Source organism: Pseudomonadales bacterium (genome assembly GCA_041395665.1).
Lineage (GTDB): Bacteria > Pseudomonadota > Gammaproteobacteria > Pseudomonadales > UBA7239 > UBA7239.
In genome coordinates this window covers 48,641-70,727 of record JAWLAB010000007.1, presented here as the reverse complement: position 1 = coordinate 70,727, position 22,087 = coordinate 48,641, and the positions used below count along the sequence as shown (strand labels likewise).

20 protein-coding genes and 1 CRISPR repeat array are annotated in these 22,087 nt (G+C 47.4%); of the genes, 8 read left to right on the top strand and 12 right to left on the bottom strand.

What is annotated here, in order from left to right; all coding sequences use genetic code 11:
- Positions 1 to 73 precede the first annotated feature (73 nt).
- From htpX to R3E63_09620, 3 genes are all read right to left on the bottom strand, one after another.
- A complete protein-coding gene (htpX, locus tag R3E63_09630; protein MEZ5540182.1) occupies positions 74 to 931 on the bottom strand; it encodes a protease HtpX in 858 nt (285 codons plus the stop codon).
- Between the two features lie 120 nt (positions 932 to 1,051).
- On the bottom strand, positions 1,052 to 2,209 hold the full coding sequence (locus R3E63_09625) for a PilT/PilU family type 4a pilus ATPase (GenBank protein MEZ5540181.1): 1,158 nt from the start codon (positions 2,207 to 2,209) through the stop codon (positions 1,052 to 1,054).
- 40 nt (positions 2,210 to 2,249) lie between these two features.
- Positions 2,250 to 3,284 (bottom strand): type IV pilus twitching motility protein PilT, encoded by a 1,035-nt coding sequence (locus R3E63_09620; GenBank protein MEZ5540180.1) that lies wholly within the window; start codon positions 3,282 to 3,284, stop codon positions 2,250 to 2,252.
- Between the two features lie 58 nt (positions 3,285 to 3,342).
- On the opposite strand from R3E63_09620, the gene R3E63_09615 reads away from it, so the two are divergent.
- Genes R3E63_09615 through R3E63_09590 form a run of 6 tightly spaced genes read left to right on the top strand, consistent with a single transcriptional unit; the run spans position 3,343 to position 6,574 of the window.
- The gene (locus tag R3E63_09615; GenBank protein ID MEZ5540179.1) at positions 3,343 to 4,032 is read left to right on the top strand and encodes a YggS family pyridoxal phosphate-dependent enzyme; all 690 of its coding nucleotides are present in this window, start codon (positions 3,343 to 3,345) and stop codon (positions 4,030 to 4,032) included.
- A 25-nt stretch (positions 4,033 to 4,057) separates the two neighbouring features.
- Positions 4,058 to 4,876 carry a pyrroline-5-carboxylate reductase gene (proC, locus tag R3E63_09610; GenBank protein MEZ5540178.1) on the top strand — a complete coding sequence of 273 codons (819 nt, stop codon included), beginning with the start codon at positions 4,058 to 4,060 and terminating at the stop codon, positions 4,874 to 4,876.
- Positions 4,877 to 4,899: 23 nt separating this feature from the next.
- Positions 4,900 to 5,493 (top strand): YggT family protein, encoded by a 594-nt coding sequence (locus R3E63_09605; GenBank protein MEZ5540177.1) that lies wholly within the window; start codon positions 4,900 to 4,902, stop codon positions 5,491 to 5,493.
- A 22-nt stretch (positions 5,494 to 5,515) separates the two neighbouring features.
- Positions 5,516 to 6,169: an HAD family hydrolase gene (locus R3E63_09600; GenBank protein ID MEZ5540176.1), complete on the top strand. Its 654-nt coding sequence runs from the start codon at positions 5,516 to 5,518 to the stop codon at positions 6,167 to 6,169.
- A gap of 31 nt (positions 6,170 to 6,200) precedes the next feature.
- Positions 6,201 to 6,299, top strand: a complete 99-nt coding sequence (locus R3E63_09595) for a GpE family phage tail protein (protein ID MEZ5540175.1) — start codon at positions 6,201 to 6,203, stop codon at positions 6,297 to 6,299.
- Positions 6,300 to 6,310: 11 nt separating this feature from the next.
- Entirely contained in the window at positions 6,311 to 6,574 is a 264-nt protein-coding gene (locus tag R3E63_09590) for a hypothetical protein (GenBank protein MEZ5540174.1), read from the top strand.
- 128 nt (positions 6,575 to 6,702) lie between these two features.
- Positions 6,703 to 8,129: a CRISPR direct-repeat array (repeat unit 36 nt; unit sequence ATCTACAACAGTAGAAATTTATATGCGGTCTTAGAC).
- Between the two features lie 416 nt (positions 8,130 to 8,545).
- Here the strand turns inward: R3E63_09590 and cas1 are convergent.
- The 9 genes from cas1 to R3E63_09545 all read right to left on the bottom strand — a co-directional run bounded on the left by cas1 (position 8,546) and on the right by R3E63_09545 (position 19,461).
- A complete protein-coding gene (gene cas1, locus R3E63_09585; GenBank protein MEZ5540173.1) occupies positions 8,546 to 9,517 on the bottom strand; it encodes a type V CRISPR-associated endonuclease Cas1 in 972 nt (323 codons plus the stop codon).
- Entirely contained in the window at positions 9,511 to 10,068 is a 558-nt protein-coding gene (gene cas4, locus R3E63_09580) for a type V CRISPR-associated protein Cas4 (protein ID MEZ5540172.1), read from the bottom strand. Before cas4 ends, cas1 begins: the two co-directional genes overlap by 7 nt.
- A gap of 7 nt (positions 10,069 to 10,075) precedes the next feature.
- Positions 10,076 to 13,954: a type V CRISPR-associated protein Cas12a/Cpf1 gene (cas12a, locus tag R3E63_09575; protein MEZ5540171.1), complete on the bottom strand. Its 3,879-nt coding sequence runs from the start codon at positions 13,952 to 13,954 to the stop codon at positions 10,076 to 10,078.
- 78 nt (positions 13,955 to 14,032) lie between these two features.
- Positions 14,033 to 14,848: a Bro-N domain-containing protein gene (locus R3E63_09570; protein ID MEZ5540170.1), complete on the bottom strand. Its 816-nt coding sequence runs from the start codon at positions 14,846 to 14,848 to the stop codon at positions 14,033 to 14,035.
- 61 nt (positions 14,849 to 14,909) lie between these two features.
- Positions 14,910 to 15,743, bottom strand: a complete 834-nt coding sequence (aroE, locus tag R3E63_09565; GenBank protein MEZ5540169.1) for a shikimate dehydrogenase — start codon at positions 15,741 to 15,743, stop codon at positions 14,910 to 14,912.
- Between the two features lie 13 nt (positions 15,744 to 15,756).
- Entirely contained in the window at positions 15,757 to 16,665 is a 909-nt protein-coding gene (gene hemF / locus R3E63_09560; protein ID MEZ5540168.1) for an oxygen-dependent coproporphyrinogen oxidase, read from the bottom strand.
- A gap of 18 nt (positions 16,666 to 16,683) precedes the next feature.
- On the bottom strand, positions 16,684 to 17,244 hold the full coding sequence (locus tag R3E63_09555) for a Sua5/YciO/YrdC/YwlC family protein (protein MEZ5540167.1): 561 nt from the start codon (positions 17,242 to 17,244) through the stop codon (positions 16,684 to 16,686).
- Between the two features lie 10 nt (positions 17,245 to 17,254).
- Positions 17,255 to 17,632 (bottom strand): YraN family protein, encoded by a 378-nt coding sequence (locus R3E63_09550; protein ID MEZ5540166.1) that lies wholly within the window; start codon positions 17,630 to 17,632, stop codon positions 17,255 to 17,257.
- Positions 17,632 to 19,461 carry a penicillin-binding protein activator gene (locus tag R3E63_09545; protein MEZ5540165.1) on the bottom strand — a complete coding sequence of 610 codons (1,830 nt, stop codon included), beginning with the start codon at positions 19,459 to 19,461 and terminating at the stop codon, positions 17,632 to 17,634. The genes R3E63_09550 and R3E63_09545 overlap by 1 nt, the downstream gene beginning before the upstream one ends.
- A gap of 21 nt (positions 19,462 to 19,482) precedes the next feature.
- Here R3E63_09545 and rsmI point away from each other — a divergent pair, with 21 nt between their 5' ends.
- The gene (rsmI, locus tag R3E63_09540) at positions 19,483 to 20,334 is read left to right on the top strand and encodes a 16S rRNA (cytidine(1402)-2'-O)-methyltransferase (GenBank protein ID MEZ5540164.1); all 852 of its coding nucleotides are present in this window, start codon (positions 19,483 to 19,485) and stop codon (positions 20,332 to 20,334) included.
- The gene (locus R3E63_09535) at positions 20,327 to 22,087 is read left to right on the top strand and encodes a sulfatase-like hydrolase/transferase (GenBank protein ID MEZ5540163.1); all 1,761 of its coding nucleotides are present in this window, start codon (positions 20,327 to 20,329) and stop codon (positions 22,085 to 22,087) included. Before rsmI ends, R3E63_09535 begins: the two co-directional genes overlap by 8 nt.

Below are 22,087 nucleotides of genomic sequence, written 5' to 3'. Positions count from 1 at the left end.
GCACACATAAAAAAAGCGGGTATTTCTACCCGCTTTTTTTGTTGCTGCAAGAGCAGCTTCACAACATCAACCATTAAAAACTTGCGCTACTACGCAATGCTTCAATGCGTTTTTCTAACGGCGGGTGGCTCATAAACAACTCACCTAAAGTTTTGCTTTTACCGTTAATACCAAAGGCGACTAACTGGCCGTCCAATGTACTCTCATGCGAAGCCTTCAAGCGCTCTAATGCAGCAATCATCTTTTCTTTGCCGGCCAAGCTAGCACCGCCAGCATCAGCACGGTATTCGCGCTGACGCGAGAACCACGCCACAATCGTACTCGCCACGATGCCAAACACCATCTCTAAAACAAACACAGTGATCATGTAGGCAAAGGCGCCACGATCGCGATCGCCAATCAATCCCGCCACGACGCGCGCTAAGAAAATAACAAAAGTGTTCACCACGCCTTGTACTAAGGTCAGTGTCACCATGTCGCCGTTGGCAATGTGCGTGACTTCATGCGCCAACACGGCCTCTGCTTCGTCGCGGCTCATGTTGTACAACAGGCCGCTAGAAACGGCTACCAGTGCGCTATCACGCTTCATGCCTGTGGCAAACGCGTTGATATCGGGCGAGTCATAGATCGCCACATCCGGCATGCCGATACCCGCCGCCTGCGCTTGGCGTTTCACCGTATTCACCAGCCAAGTTTCCACCTCTGTGCGCGGCTGCTCAATCACTTGTGCGCCTGTGGTACGCAATGCCATCCACTTGGATATCATCAAGGAAATAAAAGAGCCGCCCATACCAAAAACAAATGCCAGCAGCAGCAAGCCACCCATGCTGTTGCGCGATAAACCCAGATACGACTGCAACACGCTCAGCACGATGCCGAGCACCAGCATGATGGCCAAGTTGGTTGCCAAAAATAAAACAATACGCTTCATGAAAACCTCGTGATGGTTGATTCACCCAAGATGGGTGCTGTGGGCAGCATTACAAGCCACCCGCTTCAGCTAAGACAATAGGAAAATCGAGAGTTCCCTATTTAGCTATTTTTTGGTGGGTCAACGACGACGAACAACGCCGCTATTTTTCTTATCGTCGTCCGTCTGCTCCAAGCTGAGACCGCCGAGACCGCTGAAGCCGCCGCTGCCTGAATTTTCTTGCGCCAACTTGATCATCAAACGCAAATCGTTAGGCGAGTCAGCATGCAACAATGCGTCTTCGTAAGTAATTTCGCCCGCGTCATACAGATTGAACAACGCTTGGTCGAAAGTTTGCATACCCAATTCGCCGGACTTTTTCATCAACTCTTTCAAGCCGTGCACTTCACCTTTGCGAATCATGTCGGAAGCCAACGGCGTGTTCAGCATAACTTCGATAACTGCACGACGACCATTGCCGTCCGGCGTTGGCACCAATTGCTGTGCAACAATTGCTTTTAAGTTCAACGACAAATCCATCCACAACTGCGAGTGACGATCAGCAGGGAAAAAGTGAATGATGCGATCGAGTGCTTGGTTGGCATTGTTAGCGTGCAACGTGCAGAGGCACAAGTGGCCGGTTTCCGCAAACGCAATCGCGTGATCCATGGTTTCGCGTGTACGCACCTCGCCGATCAAAATTACATCGGGCGCTTGTCGCAAAGTGTTTTTTAGTGCCACTTCAAATGAATCGGTATCAATACCCACTTCGCGCTGCGTCACAATGCAGCCTTGGTGTTGGTGAATAAATTCAATCGGATCTTCCACCGTGATGATGTGACCTTTGGAGTTGCGATTACGGTGACCGATCATCGCCGCCAAAGAAGTGGATTTACCCGTGCCGGTCGCGCCTACGAAAATAATCAAACCACGCTTGGTCATGGACAATTCTTTGATGACTTCCGGTAATTGCAAATCATCAATTTGCGGAATTTTAGTTTCGATACGACGCAACACCGCACCGGCTAAATTGCGCTGATAAAACGCATTGGCACGAAAACGACCGATACCGCGCGCCGACACCGCAAAGTTCAACTCTAAATTCTGCGCAAATTCCTCACGCTGCTTTTCATTCATCAAACCTAGCACCACTTCACGCGTCAACTCTGGCGTGAGCGGTGTATTCGTCACAGGAACCACTTTACCGTTCAGCTTGATAGACGGCGGCACACCTGCCGTTAAAAAAAGATCGGATGCGCCTTTTTCTACCATCAATGACAATAATTTACTGATATCCATAAAGTGACTCGCTGCAATAAAACAGTGGTTGAAAAGTTTTTTAGAAGTTTTCAGGTGTTTTTGCTTTCTCTCTTGCCGCGTCGCGCGAGATCAAACCTTTAGCAACCAAGTTGGTTAAGCATTGGTCCAGTGTCTGCATACCCAACGCGCCACCGGTTTGAATCGCAGAATACATTTGTGCAATTTTGTCTTCGCGAATCAAGTTACGAATTGCCGCTGTGCCGCGCATAATTTCGTGCGCCGCGACACGACCGCCGCCATTTTTCTTCAACAGCGTTTGCGAAATTACACCTTGTAACGATTCCGACAACATTGAACGCACCATGGATTTTTCTTCCGCAGGGAATACATCCACCACACGGTCAATGGTTTTAGCAGCAGATGTGGTGTGCAGTGTGCCGAACACCAAGTGTCCTGTTTCTGCAGCGGTTAACGCCAAACGAATGGTTTCCAAGTCACGCATCTCACCAACGAGGATGATGTCTGGATCTTCCCGCAACGCAGAACGCAAGGCCTCCGCAAAGCCTAAAGTGTCGCGATGCACTTCCCGCTGGTTCACCAAACATTTTTTACTTTGGTGTACGAATTCGATCGGATCTTCGATCGTCAAAATGTGTTCGTATTTGTTGTCGTTGATGTAATCAATCATCGCCGCCAGCGTGGTTGATTTACCGGAACCCGTTGGCCCTGTTACCAAAATCAATCCGCGCGGAATGTGACACAACTCTTTGAACACTTGCCCCATACCCAATTCTTCCATCGTCAATACTTTGGAAGGAATGGTTCTGAATACCGCACCCGCACCGCGATTTTGGTTGAAGGCGTTAACACGGAAACGCGCAACCCCTGGCACTTCAAACGAGAAATCGGTTTCCCAAAACTCTTCGTAATCTTTACGCTGTTTATCGTTCATGATGTCGTAAATCAGCGCGTGCACTTGCTTGTGTTCCAGTGCGGGCAGGTTGATACGACGCACATCGCCGTCCACACGAATCATGGGCGGCAACCCAGCCGACAAGTGAAGATCCGACGCACCTTGTTTTGCGCTGAAAGCCAGCAGTTCAGTAATATCCATAATGAAAACAACCTTTGATGATGTTTAATTCACTGACCACCGACACACCGCTGCATCCATGACCACACTCCTCGCCAATATAGCCAAGGTACGCGACCGTATACAACACGCAACCGAACATTGCGGGCGCGATGTGAAAGACATCACATTGTTGGCGGTGAGCAAAACGCGCCCAGCTACGGCAATAGAAGAAGCGCACCATGCTGGATTGCTACACTTTGGCGAAAACTATGCGCAGGAAGCTGAGGCAAAAGTGGCGACCCTGCAACATCTACCGCTGGTCTGGCATTTCATCGGCCCGCTGCAATCCAACAAAACGCGCTTGGTGGCGGAACGGTTTCACTGGCTGCACAGCCTCGACCGCTTGAAAATTGCCGAACGGCTGCAAGCACAGCGCCCTGTGCATTTGCCACCACTGAATGTGTGCATAGAAGTGAACATAGATGATGAAGCCAGCAAATCCGGTCTGCACCCTGGGCAGCTAGACGATTTCGTTCGCGCCCTGCTTTCTCTGGATCGCCTCGCTGTGCGCGGTTTGATGGTCATTCCCGCCGCAAATCAAACAGCAGCAACCACCCACGCTAGTTTCGAGCGCACCTCCGCGTGCCTGCATCAACTGCAACAGCAGTTCCCGCAACTGCCACTGGATACGCTGTCGATGGGGATGTCAGCCGATCTTGAACTTGCCATTGCCGCTGGCAGCACCCTAGTGCGCGTGGGAACCGATATTTTCGGTGCGCGTCTATAATGCCGCGCTCTTTGGGAGGCACAGCATGAATCACCCCACGATAGGTTTTATCGGCGCAGGCAATATGGCAGCCAGTTTGATCGGCGGTCTAATCGCGCGCGGCTACGCACCCGCACAGCTCTGCGCATCCGACCCCAATGCCGACGCACTGCAAGCACTGGCGCAGCAACTCGGCATCCGCGCTTGCCTCAACAACGCAGAAGTCGCACAAACTGCTGATGTGTTAGTGCTGGCGGTCAAACCACAAGTGATGAAAGCCGTGCTGACCGAACTTGCGCCCGCCGTACCCGCGCACAGCCTCATTCTTTCCATCGCCGCCGGCATCAGCATGGCGAGCATCGAGCAATGGCTAGGCGGTCAGCCTGCTGTGGTGCGCTGCATGCCCAACACGCCTGCGCTGGTACAACAAGGCGCGAGCGGTTTGATTGCCAATGCGCGCGTCAGCCAAGCGCAGCGCGAACAAGCGGAAGCAATTTTGAAAGCGGTCGGCACTGCGCTGTGGTTGGAAAACGAGGCGCAAATTGACGCAGTGACAGCAGTCTCTGGCAGCGGTCCCGCTTACTTTTTTCTGTTGATGGAATCGATGATCGCCGCTGGCGAAAAACTAGGGCTCAGCACAGAAACCGCGCGCGCGCTCACGCTGCAAACCGCACTCGGCGCCGCGCAAATGGCGAACACGAGCGAGTTTGATCCCGCTGAATTGCGTCGCCGTGTCACTTCACCCAACGGCACAACAGAAAAAGCGATTGCACATTTCGAACAAAAACATTTGCGCGACATTGTTGATGGCGCATTGCAAGCCGCCAGCTCGCGTTCACAAGAATTATCACAACAACTCGCTTAATTTTTTATCGGATTCCATAACACATGAACGCATTGTCACAAATTGGCATACTCACGATACAAACGATAGGTGGCCTCTATCTCTTGATAGTGGTTTTGCGTTTTTTATTGCAGCTTTCACGCGCCGATTTTTACAACCCAATCTCACAAGCCATCGCCAAAGCCACCGCACCCGTTTTGACGCCGCTGCGTCGCATCATCCCCGGTTTATTCGGTTTGGATATGGCATGCCTTGCACTGGCAATCGCGGTGCAATATGTCACGATTACACTGAGCTGTTTACTGGTCAGTATTTTTAACCCAATGGTTGTGCTGCTGTGGAGTTTGATCGGCATCGCCTCGATGGTGGTTTACATTTATTTATTCGCCATGATTGTGATGATCATCCTCAGTTGGGTTGCACCTTTCACACGCCATCCCGCCGCAATTTTGTGCGTGCAAATTGTTCGCCCACTGTGCGCGCCGATACAAAAATTTATTCCCTCGTTAGGTGGTTTGGATATTTCACCCATTTTCGTTTTTCTATTATTGAATGCCGCGCGCGTGTTGATTAACAGCGCAGCAGCAGCCACAGGCTTAACCGGCGGCGCCAGCATGCTAGTGCCGGGAATGTTTTAAGAAATTATTTTGAAAAACTGCTATGACACTCGCTATTTTTGATCTCGACAACACCCTACTCAACGGCGACTCCGATCACGCTTGGGGTGAATTTATTGCTGATCTTGGCGTGGTAGACGCTAAAACCTATCGCGCAAAAAACGATGCGTTTTATGACGATTACTGTCGCGGCGAATTGGACATTTTCGCCTACCAACGATTTGTGCTGTCGCCACTTGCCAATCGCCCTATGCAAGAACTCGCGCAATGGCATGCGCAGTTTATGCGTAAAAAAATTGCCGGCATGATTTTACCCAAAGCCGAAGCTTTGATTGCGCAGCATCGCGCACAAGGCCACACCCTGATGATCATCACCGCGACCAACGCATTCATCACCGCACCCATTGCCAAACGCTTGGGCATTGAACTGTTAATCGCCACCGAACCCGAACTGCGCGATGGTTTTTACACCGGTGACATCACCGGCACACCCTGCTACCGCGAAGGGAAAGTCGAGCGGCTCAACACTTGGCTAAAAAATAATAACGAAAATCTGCATGGCAGTTTTTTCTACAGCGACTCGCACAACGATTTGCCGCTGTTGCAAAAAGTGGACAATCCGGTAGCGGTGGATCCCGATGAAAAACTCAAAGCGTTTGCCGAAGAAAATGGTTGGCCGGTGATGAGTTTGCGATGAAACGACTCGTCCCCACTCGTGCGGGGAACATGTGTTCCACTGGAGCCTGAGCGACATGCAAGACTTAGGCTTGGCAGAATTGATGCAGTGGCGTGAGAGGGCGAGTGAGCGTAGCGAAGCCGCGCATTGAGAGGTATGATCGTGACAGCAGCGCAAAAAACGGAGGCGCGAAATGCTGGCAACAATTATGCAATGGTTCTGGTGGGCGATAGCCGGTATTTTCGTGTTCGTCGTGTTGTATGGCGCATGGTCAACAATTATGCTGATGTTTTACGATCCAAACAGCCGAGAGGCACGGGCGCAACTGGCAGAACACCAAAAACTTGTGAAAGAAACAGAAGATTTTTTGGCAAAGTCAAAACAAAACAATTAACTTTTTATATTGGAGGGCGCAATATCCTCTGATATGCAGTTGCGTGTTAATCATCTTCTTAAGCAATTCAGGGGCGAAAAATGGCCTCTGAGTTGTAATTGCATGTATTGCTCGAGCTTAGAGATAAAATTGGGTTCATCCTAAGAATGGTGCAGCGAATATCTACAACAGTAGAAATTTATATGCGGTCTTAGACATACGCACGGACGATTGCCATTCTTGCCTAAACCTAAAATCTACAACAGTAGAAATTTATATGCGGTCTTAGACCTGAGCGCGTTATGCACTGACCTTCCATCTACAACAGTAGAAATTTATATGCGGTCTTAGACCTCGCGCAAGGACGCGCAACTACCAAAATCTACAACAGTAGAAATTTATATGCGGTCTTAGACTTATCGTCACGCGCGAAGGTGAGAAATATCTACAACAGTAGAAATTTATATGCGGTCTTAGACACATACAGAAGCCTAGGGTGCTGGATATCTACAACAGTAGAAATTTATATGCGGTCTTAGACGCTTGTTATGCACCTACACACTATGGAATCTACAACAGTAGAAATTTATATGCGGTCTTAGACTGCACAAGCAGTTTGTTCGTGTCGAAATCTACAACAGTAGAAATTTATATGCGGTCTTAGACAGCGGGCGCGCTAGAAACGATCTGCTATCTACAACAGTAGAAATTTATATGCGGTCTTAGACAGACAGCACAACAACAACCTACGTTATATCTACAACAGTAGAAATTTATATGCGGTCTTGACAAATTGCAAAGCGTGACGCGATGGCTATCTACAACAGTAGAAATTTATATGCGGTCTTAGACACCTCCTTCATCCTGATCCACGATGCATCTACAACAGTAGAAATTTATATGCGGTCTTAGACATATGCGACAAAGTTATCTAGCTACAATCTACAACAGTAGAAATTATATGCGGTCTTAGAAGCGCATCTAAATCAAGTCATCATCATCTACAACAGTAGAAATTTATATGCGGTCTTAGACGTGAAACCGAATCGGTAGAGTGGGTAGAATCTACAACAGTAGAAATTTATATGCGGTCTTAGACACAGCACAACAACAACCTACAGTTACATCTACAACAGTAGAAATTTATATGCGGTCTTAGACCTATCCTCGCAATGGCTTGCATTCCGATCTACAACAGTAGAAATTTATATGCGGTCTTAGACAGCTGATTATCTCGCGTCGACTTTACCATATCTACAACAGTAGAAATTTATATGCGGTCTTAGACCTACCTGCATCCAGCAACGCGCCAGTATCTACAACAGTAGAAATTTATATGCGGTCTTAGACGTTTATAACGCTGGGTCGCTTGCAGACATATCTACAACAGTAGAAATTTATATGCGGTCTTAGACACTTTAGCTGAAAGGCAAGGGTATGAATTAATCTACAACAGTAGAAATTTATATGCGGTCTTAGACGTCACTGATGATCGGGAGCAAGCCGCTAATCTACAACAGTAGAAATTTATATGCGGTCTTAGACACGAAGGAAGAATGTTATGCGGCACTAATCTACAACAGTAGAAATTTATATGCGGTCTTAGACAGATAGCACAGTGAAAATGACAAATTATCAATGAGTTACATGACAAAGCCATCATATTTCCTTGTTAAATAACTCTCTCAAGTGATTTTCTTCACATTAAGACCGAGGTTTGCAGGCTGAGCTGAACCTGATGGGAATTATATCAAATGATGATTAAACTTTCATCATCATTCTTCCCGTAACCATATTTGGTAATGGTGCAATTTTTACTCATATTGAAGATTAACACACTATCTGTTTCTTCAAAAAACCTCTCAAAAATCAGATTGTATTTCTGATTCTATAAGGCTAAGAATACGCTTGCTGTTTTTAATTTCAAAAATTGAGTATTGAAGTCTATAGCCAAATTTTGAAAGAAATTTAGCAAAGCGCGTACGAATTTTGTCATTACTTATATCATAAGAAACAATCAACATTTATCTACCGCCCATTCTGAATACAGGATACTGCTCAATAGGCTTATCTTGCATAAACGCGCGATAGTAAGATTGTACATAAAGAAATATCTCTTGCTTGTGCTCAAGTAATGCTTTCAACAAGAAAGCAATATAAGGCTGTGCCTGTTTGCCAAAAATTCGATATTGGCCATTGATGAATTGAAAATCTTTCGAGTGAACCTGTCCCAAGTTATAGGCTTTGCGTACTTGCAAATCTATCAATGGTCTGAAAGGCTCCACCAGATCACATACTAATGATTTACGCTGATAAAACTCTTGGTGATAAACCCCGCGATAAAGATCAAACCCATACAGACCCAATAGCGACTCGATCAAGTGAAAAAGTTGGGTGTAGCCAATATCCAGTAGTAGATTGGTAATATCGCGCTTGGCTCTTGGCTGCCGACCGTTCCACTCAATTTCATCAAACATCTGAGGGAAATAAACACGCGAGGCGATACCTTCCAGTCCAAGAATTTCCTGTAATCCAAGACTCTCTGTACCCAGCCTGTCCCGATACCCTCCCAGCATAGTGATAGCACTCTTTAATTCATCACTCTTGCCTCTGCGTAATTGCAGCGACTGTATTTGCTGGTCGATCTTGTTCTTGACCAAATGCCGCGCAATGTCCAGCCTTTCGTATTCATACTGTTTGCGTCTGAGTATCACATTGCCATCAGCTGTTGTTAGCCAACTGCCATAGGGGCTAAGCCCATGCGTCATCAGCACAATGCTGAAACCAAATCTTTTAGCTCGCTGTAACAAGCCGGATGTCACCGTGATATGGCCAACAATGAACAATGAGAACAGTCGATAGCAACTAGATTGGTGGATAATTTCACCATCTTCGTTTTTCACAATCACATTATCATTCTTGAAACTAACGGATTGCCCATGACTTAACAACGCCACAATAATTTTCTTTTGCTCAAAGTCAGGCGCACTCAGCATAAGGAAGCATCACATAAATTGTTATAAATGCACCGTTCGCATTTTTTGATATTTGGCGTAAATTCATTTTTTAAATTGAAGCTGCGAACCGCCAGAACAATCTTCTCAAATTTCTTTTGCCAATCTTCATCCTCTGTTGGCAGTGGCACGGTATAATTTTTATTATCATCCATACTGTAAAACTTCATACTTTTTACTTCATAGCCCATCTCCGTCAAACAGTGGTATTGGGCATATAACTGAAACACATATCCATCATAAATTGTCTTTACTTTCTTTTTCCTCTCCACCAAAGATCCTTTTTTAATATCGAAGGTATCTATCTTGCCGCCGATTCTATATTTATCGCTATACACCTCTGCGCCCTGCAAAATATGGCGCGAGGTACTATAGGTTTTTTCATCAACTGCCTTATGTGCTGCCTTTCCTTCAGTTTGATCTGTCGTCTGATAAAGTCGCTGCTCCACTTTGCCATACAGTTGATGGAAGTAGATGGAGCGCGGACAAAACACAAAGTCATTTAGATAGGAGATGGGTAAATAGATCTCCATAAATTACTCAAATATCACTCGCTCTCTGCACAAACTGAAACCAGTCATTGGTTTTCATCAGCAAATCTAATTTACTTCCCCCGTCCCACTCTTGAATTTTCTCCAAATACCATAAACCCTTGCAGGCAATATGGTACGCGCCGTTGGCATCGGCATCTTTAGGCTGCATTGCTGTCGCTTTTCTGCTATCAAAAAAATTACCGTCAGCATCAGCAATAGGTGACAACACAAAATCATCATCCGTTCCTGTTTTGCTATGGCGCAAAGATAGCGTTAATTTAAGCAGCCAACTCAATGTGCTGTAAAAATTCTTATCATCAGCTTTGCAAATATCATCCTTGATGTTATCTCCAACATCCCACTTGATGGACGCAGAATCAAAAAGTTTTTTGAGTCCCTCTGTAACATTGACACTCTTTGTTTCCCACTTCCCATGATTGTTCTTCTGGTTTGCATAGCGCACATCGCCATAGGTGCACGCCGTCCAAGCTGTGCGGCATCCCGTAAAATCCACCCGAGCAGGGAAATTTTTGTAGTCGAAGTAAAACTCAAAATAATCCTTCGTCTTGTTATATGAAATAGAATTAAATCTGCCAAAGAAATCTTTGGATTTTTCTTGGCTTTCGTAACGAGTATCCAACAAATTTACAAAGCCTGTCATTGGATCAATTTTTGATGTGTAAGCGGCAGGCACATAAAACAAAATACCTGTTTGCTTGCCAAGTTTTTCAAAACTCTCAAAAGGCGCAGTCAACTGATATGCGTTGGCGTAATGACCTGGTTCGCCGTGTTTTCTATCTTTCAACACCAAATAGTTCAGCTTTTGAATCAGCGCTCTTTCAAATTTCTGGTAGACCTGCCTTTCAACAGCAAAGCGACCGCGCTTAAAGCCAAAATTCAAGTCCTCTAAACACACAACGGCATTGTGCTCAACAATCAGCTTGGAGAGCTTGTGCACTACTTGCGACAAATATCCTTCCTTTAATTCCTTGATATTCTCAACAGTTGACCAAGATTTTCTGGCTGCATCACGCTGTTCTTCCTTTTCTTTCAGCTTTTTCTGGTAATCAACGGTATAACCTTGATCTGTTTCGATATCATTCAAGGAACCCTGCTTGATAATTTCGCCTTTCTGGTTGATAACCGTGTAATAAAGCAAATGCCTTTCACCACGGTCTATGCCGATGATGTGGATATCTTTTTCTGATTTTATGGCTTTGTTTATTTTGTCATTAAACCAACTAGGCGATGATGTTCCAAAGTTTAGAGTAACTGGGACATGAAAGAAAAATTTATCTTTTGTGTATCGCCTATCTTTTATCAGATCATATTCAAATAGACTTTCTTTCTTCTGATTATTGGCATTTTTATTTGCAATATTCTCTCCTGATCTATGAATAGTTCTTTCAGATTTTTGTATCGAATGTTCCCTATAGAACATTTCTGCCTCGCCATTCAACTTAATGACTGGGTTTGCCATATTTTCCTGGTCAAAAATACCTCTCCAGTACAGCGTATGGAGATTAGGGCTTCCACTACTATGCTCAGAAAAATCTTTGTTATAAATCTGAAATATGGCAATTTTCCCTGTTCTCACACAATCATCAAGATAACTCTTAGGCACCTTAGAGAACCATGTTTTATAGCCGCACCTTTCAACCTCTTTATAAAACTCACTAATATCCCTGTAGTCGCTCGTTTTTGAGAATTTGAAATCAAACACTTCATAGCCATATTTATCACCATCATTTACTTTATATGATGGCAGTTTTTCCTTGAAAAAATCGATCAACTTATGACATCTACGAATATCAAATGACACTTCACTTTTCTTGAAACTTCCAGACTTATATATTTCTATGATTTCAAGCGATGGCTTAAACCTTTCAATGCCTTTTTTTGAAAAAAACAGCTTTGGCAGCATTTTATTTGCGCCTGACAAGAGCTTGTAGTTCAATTTTTCAAAAAACTCACCCGTAAAATCCTCATCAAACTCAAAAGATAAGTCTCGCCCATCCTTACAAACAACAGCCAAATAATAATTACTGCCACCCTTAAGAAGGAATGCCTTATTATCTATTTCTTTATTTAGATCCCAACCATCCATAAAGGTTGGAGCATCAAAGTTTATTTTTATCTTATCCGTAGAAAACGGTTTTTTAGTCAGATAATTTCTTGTTTGGTTATATAAATCAACCAGTTCAATAGAATATTTTTCATACACCTCGATGAATTCACCATAAAAATCACTATCAATATCAAAAATCTCGATTGGTTTTTTGTTATTCACCAGATGCAGCGGCTTGGCAACATGCAAGATAACCATCATTGCATCAAGCAATGCGTGGATTTTTTGAATCTGTTGATACCCCTCTCCGCCGAAATCGCCTTCGTTTTTCGGCATATTCCTCTGCTTGCTTAAGGCATCTAGCGCAAACAAGGATTTAGCGGTCTCCAAGTGCGTATTGAAAGTTGTGCCGCTCTCATCTTTTTCTTCAATTGCTTTCTTGATAGCTGACACAAAATACATGGATATCGGCTTTTGCTTGTCTACTCCATTCAGTGGAGTATCTTCTTCCAGCCCAGACAAATAACTTGAAACCGCCTGATCCAACTCTGCAAGGCTATACACATCTTGATCCAGATAATCATCGCGCTGTTTTTGTAGTTTACTGGTGATCTTCACACTCGGCGCGCTTGGCACATAAACTGACTCGGCATGTTGAGTCAGTGCCGCTTTGATCAAACCATGACTCTTAAACACCCTGCTTGAAATATCTGAAAGGCTGGCATTTTTTGTATAAACTCTAGGCAAATCAGCATTCGCTATCTTTTCAAGCACAACACCCAGTTTTTTGATAATTCCATCATCACTACATGCTGAATCAACAAAAGTTGACAACGCATTCAACAGTTCTTTGTCATCCTTAAATCCCTCTAAAGAAAATGACCGAGTTTCACGGTCACTCAATATCTGCTTATACAGTGGCAGCATACGCGGAATCTGATTTGATTTAAGCTCGTTCTGCTGGCGATACAAATTAATCTGTTCGTTCAGCCCCTGTACTTTTATTCCCTCCTTTTCAGAAATTCCACCAATCAACTCTTGATACGCATCAATTCCGGATTGGGTAAACAAGCTCATAAAAAAAGACGGCTTAAATACTTCCGAAACATCCCGAATACCGAGCTTTAAAAGAATTGAGTCATCTACTGAAAATCTAAGAGACTGATATTTTTCACTAATTTCACCAAATACCATGCAGTTAGAAAAATGTTTAGACAGGTTTTCATTCATCAATCTGTATGAAATTGCTGTACTCTGATCCTCAGCTGAGTACATATTTTTTCTATTTTCATAGAACCCCTTAAAATATGTTGTAAACCGCGAAAATGAACCTATGGCATCAAGTTGCTCCTGCTTTATTTTTTCATCGACTACAGTTTGCTCAACAAACTTCGGCAGCCTTTGAGTAATCATCTCTTTTTCAAAAAGCTCATTGCTATCAACAAAGCATCTAACCAAACATTTTCGTAAGCCCGTCTGGATATCTATCCATTCTTTTTTGGATTTTTTATCTTTAGAATCAGCACGGACTGCCTTATATGCCTCATAAGCTTTATTTAGTTTATCGTCGTCAACATATAGCTCGCCTTTTTCATTACACGGATTACCAAGGCAGTCATCAATATACTTTTTATGGTATTTATCCATAACATCCTTGACGATTTTGTAATCCTCAGCCCGCTTCTGATCTCTATCCACTACATCTCGTAAATAGGTAGATTTGAAACCCTCAAGGTAATCCGCCGTTTCACCGACTGGCTTTAACTCAAAGCGCAGTGTTTTTGATAGTGAGTATTGGCGGGTAAATTGATTTAGCATATTTATATCTCCGTTTATACAAATCTTTGAGCAGTCTACGGCAATAAAAGCTCACCAGATGAGCCTAATAGCCCTGATCTACCTTGGCGGCAGATAATTGCCTTTGCTGATAACTTTTCTTCCTGTTTTATCCTCAAGCTCTTGGCGAGCATTGCGCGCAACACCACCGCCGGCTTTTGCTGCCTGCGTGTTGTCTTGCAGGCCTTCGGCTTGCGTGCTTTCTGCAATTTGTCGGGTAGATAGCTCGGCCAATGCTGTAAAAATCAATTCTGCTTCACTCATGTGATCGCGCAAATTTTGATCTTTCAACCCCTTCATCTGCTTGTGCGCTTTTACTCCAACACCAGCCCATTCCTGATGGATGATGTTGGTCAGGATGGCAAACTCTTCGCCTGGCTTAATGCCGTGCTCTGCCCAGTAATCCGTCAACTTGTGGCGGGTTTCTTGACCCGTCATCCGCTGCTGAATCCACTTTTCACTGCGGCCATGCTTCTGCCATGTTTCACGCGCACGAGCCAGCGACAAAGCTGGATCTGCCATTTCTTGCATGCGCTCGTAGCCCACCTTGGCCAACCAGAGCTTGATGGGTTCTGCGCGAGGGCTGGGTACCGACTGCACCAACCTCAGCAGAGTCTCGGCTGTGGCCACATCGGTCTGCCGCTGCTTGCCATCTGGAGCCTCCATTTTCAACTGGTTACAATTTGTAACCAGTTCACTTCCCTCTGATTTCAAACGATTTTTTAACACTTTCCAGTAATTTCGAGCTGTCTGGTAATCCGGCTGTTGCGTCAGTACCTGCACGATGTCCACTACTGAGAACCACCAGGCCTCAGTGTCCTCGTCGTACACGCGCCGGATATCCGAGCCTTCAAACGCTGATATTTCTGTTTTCATGTTGCTTCCTCCCTGTTAGTGATGCTTCCAAATAGTGCTTTCATATAACTGGTGTGGCACTTCAAAACCCCGCCCGCAACTGCTCCATCACCGCTTTTGTCTCCGGTCTTACGCCACGCCAGAGGTAAAAACTCTCGGCGGCCTGTTCTACCAACATTCCCAAGCCGTCGGCAACTTGCGCTCCATTGCGTTCTGCCCACTGCAAAAACACGGTGAGTTGCGCGCCGTACATCATGTCGTAACAACAGGCGTTGGGGTTAAGGATGGCGGGGTCGAGATCGGGCATTTCGCCGCCCAAGCTGGCGGAAGTACCGTTGATAACAATATCGAAAGGGCGCGCGTGAATTTGTAAACTGCTAGCGCGCAATAGTTTAGCCTCTTGCGCGGATTTTTCTGCGGTGAAATCTTTTACCAACTCTTCTGCTTTTGCCAGTGTGCGATTGACGATGACGATGCGCGAAGGTTGTTCTGCCAACAATGGCGCGATTACACCACGCACTGCGCCGCCCGCGCCGAGCAATAACACGCGTTTGTTGCGTATCGTCCAACCAAGATTTTGTGTGATGTCGCGCAGCAGTCCTGCACCATCGGTGTTGTCGCCAAAAATAGTTCCATCCGGCATTTTTTTCAGCGTATTGACTGCACCCGCTGCCTGCGCGCGCTCACTCAAAGTATCCGCCAATTCATACGCTTCTAATTTAAACGGCACGGTGATATTGAGGCCGCTACCGCCTTCCGCAAAAAACTGTTTGGCAGTGGCGACAAACTGATTCGTTTCCACCAATTGACGATCGTACGCGATATCTTGCTGCGTCTGTTGCGCAAACGCCGCATGAATAAAAGGCGATTTACTGTGTGCGATAGGATTGCCAAATACCGCGTAACGATCAGTCATTATTTTTCCTTTTTTACACCCAGTCGCGACGCACGATGTAATCGCTATAGAGCTTGGCTTCTGGCGATCCCGCTTCCGGCTGCCAGTTGTAATGCCAGCTAACCAGCGGCGGCAGCGACATCAAAATGGATTCAGTGCGACCTCCGGTTTGCAAGCCGAACAGCGTGCCGCGATCGTACACCAAGTTGTATTCCACATAACGGCCGCGACGATACAACTGAAAATCGCGCTCGCGTTCGCCGTACGCCATGTTTTTGCAGCGCGCGACGATTGGGCGATAAGCTTCGATGTAACTGTCGCCCACGGCGCGCAAAAAGGCGAAGGATTTTTCAAAGCCCCATGCATTCAAATCATCAAAAAATAAACCACCCACGCCGCGCTGCTCGTTGCGATGTTTGAGGAAGAAATATTCATCGCACCAGCGTTTGTAATCCGCGTAAACATTATCGCCAAACGGTTCGCACGCCGCTTTTGCGGTGCGATGCCAATGCACGCAATCTTCATCAAAACCGTAATAGGGCGTGAGGTCATAACCGCCGCCAAACCACCACACATCGGGCTCACCGTCTTTGCGCGCAATAAAGAAACGCACATTAGCGTGCGATGTTGGCACGAGTGGATTTTTAGGATGAATCACCAGCGACACACCCATCGCTTCAAACGCGCGACCTGCTAATTCAGGGCGATGCGCGGTAGCAGAAGCAGGCATAGAATCGCCTTGCACATGCGAAAAATTGACGCCGCCTTTTTCAAACACTGCGCCATCGGTAATCACGCGTGTGATGCCGCCACCGCCACCACCTTCACGCTGCCACGCATCTTCGACAAAATGCGCATGACCATCTTCCTGCTCCAAGCCTGCACAAATACGATTTTGCACATCGAGCAAATAATTTTTTACCGCAGCTACATCAACAGTCATCTCATATTCTCCGATTCATTAAGCCATGCGGCAGATTTCGCCTGTCATCACATCGCGAATCTGCGTGGGTTTTTGCAAACCGCCGAGTGCACCAGGCAACACGGCGTTCAATGTGTCACCAAAAGCACAGCGCACATCAAACACGCTGCGCGCCGGTTTTTTTCCCGCACGGTTTGCTGATGTAGAAACCAACGCACCACCAAACTGTTTGCACAGCGCAGCAACCAAAGGATGCGCGCTAACACGCACAGCCAGCGTACCGCGACCGCCGGTAATCCAATCCGGTGCAGCGCCATTATTCGGCACTAACCAAGTATTGGGTCCGGGCCAACTCGCACGCAGTGTTGCCATTTTTTCTTCTGGCAAACCGCGCAAGTAAGGCGACAGTTGTTCTACATCGGCTGCAATAAGTATCACGCCTTTGCGCCAGTCACGTTGTTTTAGCGCAAGCAATTGCGTGACAGCCGCTTCATTGTGTGGATCACAACCCAAACCCCACACTGCTTCGGTGGGATACGCAATCACACCGCCACAGCGCAACACATGGACGGCGCGCTGCAAGTGGAAATGATTGCTGATATTTTTTTGCTCAGGCACCAAAGGCATTTTGTATCCACTCAAATTGCAGCGTAACGTTCTCTGCCGGTCGTGCGGCGACAATATCAAAGCGGCACGGTGCGTTGCGCCACTGAGGGTGCGCCAATAAAAACAATTGCGCGGTTTGCAATAGTTTACGTTGCTTACTCGCTGTGACGCTTTCTATTGGCGAACCAAAGTTATCCGTTTTGCGAAAACGCACTTCGACAAACACTAGCGTTGTGCCCTCGCGCATAATCAAATCAATTTCACCACTGCGACACTGAAAATTCTGAGTGATGGATTGCAAACCCTGCTGCTGTAAAAAAGTTTCTGCTGCGCGCTCGACCACTTCGCCTCGTGCACGCGGAGCCGCTGCACCGCGCGGCATCAAAAACGCCCATCCGCAGTGGCGGGTTGCGGCACCGGCACGCCGTCTTGCATGAGCGCCCACACCAAACTGCGTGTGACGCGGCGATCACTGTTCATACCGAGATAGCCTGTGTTGCCGCTAACGCGCAGCGCCGTATTGCCTGCCAACTGCGGTAGTTGCGTGTAGAGCATTTCGGCGTCTGCACCCATCGCAAATAAACGGCCGTTGGCATCGGTTGGCACGGGGATCTTGGCATCTTGCAGCGGGCCGACATTCACCAACCATGGAGAAAGGCAAACACGCAGACCGTTGGCGCGCGCATCGATTCTGCCGTCCAGCACTTCTGCCGTGGCGTACACCGGAATATCTTTGCCACCGTTGCGCTGCAGCGCGTCCATCACCGCCGAGGCATCACTGCCACTGCCGCTGAAATACACCATGTCGGGCAGCGTTTTGCCCGCACGCATCTGGCCGCTCGCCAAATCAATACCGAGCGCATCTGCAATCGCTGCGCTGTAATTGCCGGTACCTGCTGCGTAGCGCACTGACACCACGCTGCCACCTGTCTGCTGCCACGGCTGCGCGAACGCCTGTAGCAAACGCGCTCCGCGTTCACCTTGTGGGGCAATCACTAAGGCTCGGCGCTTTTGGTTGGCGAACGCCGCTGCCGCCACCTGTGCCACATCGTCATCTGGGTTCAAGCTGAACTGATACAGCTGCTGCGGTGCAGCCTGTGCCGCATGGTTCAATGCCAGCGTCGGCACGGGCAGAGTCGTTTGGTTCGCCAGCGTTTGTACCTGCTCTCTTTGCAGCGGCCCAATAATCAACTGTGCGCCTTGTGTCACCGCCTGCTGGTAAATATTCAAAATATCTGGCGAAGCACTGGTATCCAGCAAATCCACTTGCACGCTGGCACCACCACCGCTCATTTTTTGGTAGTGCATGCTCATAAAACCATCACGGAACGCCTGACCCGCCGCTGCCCATTTACCCGTCAATGGCAACAACAGGGCGATGTGTTGTGACGGGTTGCCCGCAGCCGCTGGAGACAACTCAGTGGGCATATGGCGATTGGCGGGGTGATCGGCATAACTACTGCGCCAACGCTGAATATCGGTTGCGAGGCGGTCGGGGCTACCAGCATCCTCTCGCTGAATGTGGGCAAGCGCTAACCAGCCTGTGAGCAGCTTGTCTTGCTTGGGATTGCTGCTATCAGCACTCTCTAAAAACTGGAGGTCTTCCATCGACATCGATTTCAGCAGCGACCAGATTTGCGCCGACAGATCCGCCTGCCCCGCTTCTGGCGTAAAGAGGCTTTGAGCGATGCGCTCATTCAGTGCATCCAAATTTTTCCCCTGCCGCCCGTACAAACGCGCGCGCAGACCGTGCAGCGTGGCAGCTTGCATACCACTTAAACCTTGGTTGAGCGCGGGGTCGAGCAGCACGCGACTCGCTCCCTCCCAATTGCGCTGATTCATCGCCCAATCACCGTATTGCAAGCTGTATTCCACACGCTGTTCTGGCGTCAATGACTCAGGCTTCAACTCATTGAAGACGCGCGCCATGCGCAAGTAATCACCCTGTTGTTGATAGTAGGCAGAGGCTTGCAGCAGCAGCGTTTCGCGCTCAGGCGACTGTGCCGTTTCCGCGCGTTTAAGCAACTCGTAGACAAAATTGGTGTTGATCGCCGGTGCAGAGCCTTCGGTAAAAGCAGCTTGTGAAGACTGATCTGTGGCTACTGGTATATCGCTTTGCGGGGCAGCACAGCTCGCCAAGCCGAGCACGGCTAACAGCATCAACACAACCGCGCCACGCGCGCGCAAACGACAAGGTAGAATGAAAGACATCGTTGAATTCCGGTTTATGGCATGTCCACAGCAACCCTGTATTTGGTCGCAACGCCTATAGGCAATCTGGCTGACATAGTACCCCGCGCCCTTAGCGTTCTCCAATCGGTGGATGCAATTGCGGTGGAAGATTCGCGCCACAGCGGCAAGCTGTTACAGCAATTCAACATCAGCAAGCCGCTGATTCCCTATCACGATCACAACGAGCGCGAAGCCGCCGAGCGCCTGCTGCATTTACTGCAACAGCAAAAATCCGTTGCGTTAATTTCTGATGCTGGCACACCTGCCATCGCCGATCCTGGCTATCGCTTGGTGCGCTTGGCGCATCAACACGGCATTCGCGTGGAAAGTGTACCGGGGCCTTGTGCGGCAATTACGGCACTCGCCGGTTCTGGTCTGCCATCGGATCGTTTTTTGTTTTGTGGTTTTCTTCCTGCGAAACAGCAAGCGCGTTGCACAGCACTGCAAGAATTGGTGCAAGAAACCAGCACGCTGATTTTTTACGAAGCGCCGCACCGTTTAGCCGACACCGTGCAAGATTTGTTGACAATATTTGGCGGTGGGCGCGAAATTTGTTTGGCGCGTGAGTTATCGAAACAATATGAAACACTGTGGTTGACGACGCTGGCAGAACTCACGCAGGCGATTGCCGAAAAACGCGTCGAGGAGCGCGGCGAAATTGTGTTGGTAGTTGCAGGCAACACGCAGAAAAAATCTGACAGCGGCGAAGACGAGCGCATCTTAAAAATTCTGTTAGCAGAACTGCCTACCAAGCAAGCCAGTGCGTTAACTTCCGCCATCACTGGCACGGCTAAACGCGAGTTGTACCAAAAAGCGCTAGCACTAAAAGAAGATGACGATAGCAATGCGTAAATTGTGGCTGTTAATTTTTTTATTACTTGCTGTACCACTGCAAGCAGAAAATACCAAACCCAATGTGTTACTAATTTTGCTGGATGATGCCGGCTACAGCGATATCGCCGGTTTTGGTCGCAACGATGCACCCACACCCAACATTCGACAAATAGCCAACGAAGGCGTGCGCTTTACGCGCCACTACGCCGACAGCACCTGCAAGCCCGCGCGCTTGGCATTGATGACAGGGCGAGAATCCGCACGCGTGGCGCAGAGCCCCGATTTTCGCGGTATGTCATCCGATATCGTCACACTAGCTGATGCATTAAAAACAGCGGGCTATCGCACTGCACACATCGGCAAATGGCATTTGGGCGATGCGGTGCGCGATTCGTGGCCCGACAAACAAGGTTTTGATGAGTGGTTTGGTTTTCTCAATCAATTTCAATTAAAAGGCCCCGACGCTGAGGGCAACTTCACCAAACGCCCCACTTACATTGATCCTTGGCTGCAGAGCAATCACACACCCCTGCAACAATACAAAGGCAATCTGGAAAATATTTTGTCTGAACGCGTTGTTGCAGCTATCAAAGAATCACAAATTAAAAACAGGCAAAAAAACACGCCGTGGTTTATTAACTATTGGCTATTTGCGCCGCATCACCCCAGCACTGCCTCGGATGATTTTTTGAAGAAATTTCCCAACACACCAGAAGGAAAATATCGCGCTTTGTTGGCGCAAGCCGATGCAGAAATCGGCAAGGCCATTCAAGCCCTGCGCGACACCAAGCAACTGGATAACACTTTGATTGTAATTGCTTCCGACAACGGCGGCACCAATCACATGACGAATAATAATTTTCCTTATGCGGGTGTAAAAGGCGAGTTTTTAGAGGGCAGTTTGCGCACACCGTTGATTATTCGTTGGCCCGATAAACGCAGTGCAGGTAAAGCGATCGACGACATTGTTGCCATCCAAGATATTTATCCCACTGTGCTAGCTGCCGTCGGTATTACGCCAACAACAAAGCTGGATGGAGAAAACTTACAGCCGCTACTCGACAACAAACAGTTAGCACCGCGCACACTGGTGTTTGAAATCGGCAGCCTCGGTTTATTCAACCACAGCGTTCTTACACCTAATGGCGTTCTTGGCGCACAGGAAAATATTTATGCGCAGTGGCGCAAGAAAAAGACGGAATTGCCTGTGCAATACCATGTACTTACAAAAAATGGACAGGCGCGTATTGCAGGCGATGACTTACGCCGCGCACCTGGCTATGGCGCCTTTAGTTTTGTAATCGGCGCAAACTTTCCATCTGCTGTACCCAAAGATTTTTCCTATCTGGCGTGGCAAGCCGGTCTCTGGTCTCTGGCTTACAACAGTGACAATACTTTTTCTATGCAAATTGGCAATGAAACAATGCGCAGCAAGCCATGGAAAAGCAGTGACACAAAATCCTGCACAGCAATCAGCCTCGTCACTTTTTATACGCGCTCACGCCTGAATCCAACACGCAATAGCGCCCATGTATCGCTCTATGTCAATGGAGAAAATATTATGGCGTGGCAACAAAATAATCCTGCAGAAATTAGCGGTAATTTTTCTACGGACACATGGATAGGGCGTGACGATCAAGAGCAACACACATGGACAGGCTATCTCTCAAAGCCACTATTCTTTAATGCTGCACTGGTCGATGATGTTCAAGCTTCTTTTGATCGTCGTGTTGATGCCGAAAAACTTGTCTGTGCTACCACTGAGCAATAA

Coding starts and splice junctions, on each gene's coding strand:
- R3E63_09535 (MEZ5540163.1), top strand. CDS start 20,327: ATGCGTAAATTGTGGCTGTTAATTTTTTTATTACTTGCTGTACCACTG.
- proC (MEZ5540178.1), top strand. CDS start 4,058: ATGAATCACCCCACGATAGGTTTTATCGGCGCAGGCAATATGGCAGCC.
- cas1 (MEZ5540173.1), bottom strand. CDS start 9,517: ATGCTGAGTGCGCCTGACTTTGAGCAAAAGAAAATTATTGTGGCGTTG.
- R3E63_09625 (MEZ5540181.1), bottom strand. CDS start 2,209: ATGGATATCAGTAAATTATTGTCATTGATGGTAGAAAAAGGCGCATCC.
- R3E63_09620 (MEZ5540180.1), bottom strand. CDS start 3,284: ATGGATATTACTGAACTGCTGGCTTTCAGCGCAAAACAAGGTGCGTCG.
- rsmI (MEZ5540164.1), top strand. CDS start 19,483: ATGTCCACAGCAACCCTGTATTTGGTCGCAACGCCTATAGGCAATCTG.
- R3E63_09600 (MEZ5540176.1), top strand. CDS start 5,516: ATGACACTCGCTATTTTTGATCTCGACAACACCCTACTCAACGGCGAC.
- R3E63_09545 (MEZ5540165.1), bottom strand. CDS start 19,461: ATGTCTTTCATTCTACCTTGTCGTTTGCGCGCGCGTGGCGCGGTTGTG.
- cas12a (MEZ5540171.1), bottom strand. CDS start 13,954: ATGCTAAATCAATTTACCCGCCAATACTCACTATCAAAAACACTGCGC.
- R3E63_09550 (MEZ5540166.1), bottom strand. CDS start 17,632: ATGCCGCGCGGTGCAGCGGCTCCGCGTGCACGAGGCGAAGTGGTCGAG.
- aroE (MEZ5540169.1), bottom strand. CDS start 15,743: ATGACTGATCGTTACGCGGTATTTGGCAATCCTATCGCACACAGTAAA.
- cas4 (MEZ5540172.1), bottom strand. CDS start 10,068: ATGGAGATCTATTTACCCATCTCCTATCTAAATGACTTTGTGTTTTGT.
- htpX (MEZ5540182.1), bottom strand. CDS start 931: ATGAAGCGTATTGTTTTATTTTTGGCAACCAACTTGGCCATCATGCTG.
- R3E63_09605 (MEZ5540177.1), top strand. CDS start 4,900: ATGAACGCATTGTCACAAATTGGCATACTCACGATACAAACGATAGGT.
- R3E63_09570 (MEZ5540170.1), bottom strand. CDS start 14,848: ATGAAAACAGAAATATCAGCGTTTGAAGGCTCGGATATCCGGCGCGTG.
- R3E63_09615 (MEZ5540179.1), top strand. CDS start 3,343: ATGACCACACTCCTCGCCAATATAGCCAAGGTACGCGACCGTATACAA.
- hemF (MEZ5540168.1), bottom strand. CDS start 16,665: ATGACTGTTGATGTAGCTGCGGTAAAAAATTATTTGCTCGATGTGCAA.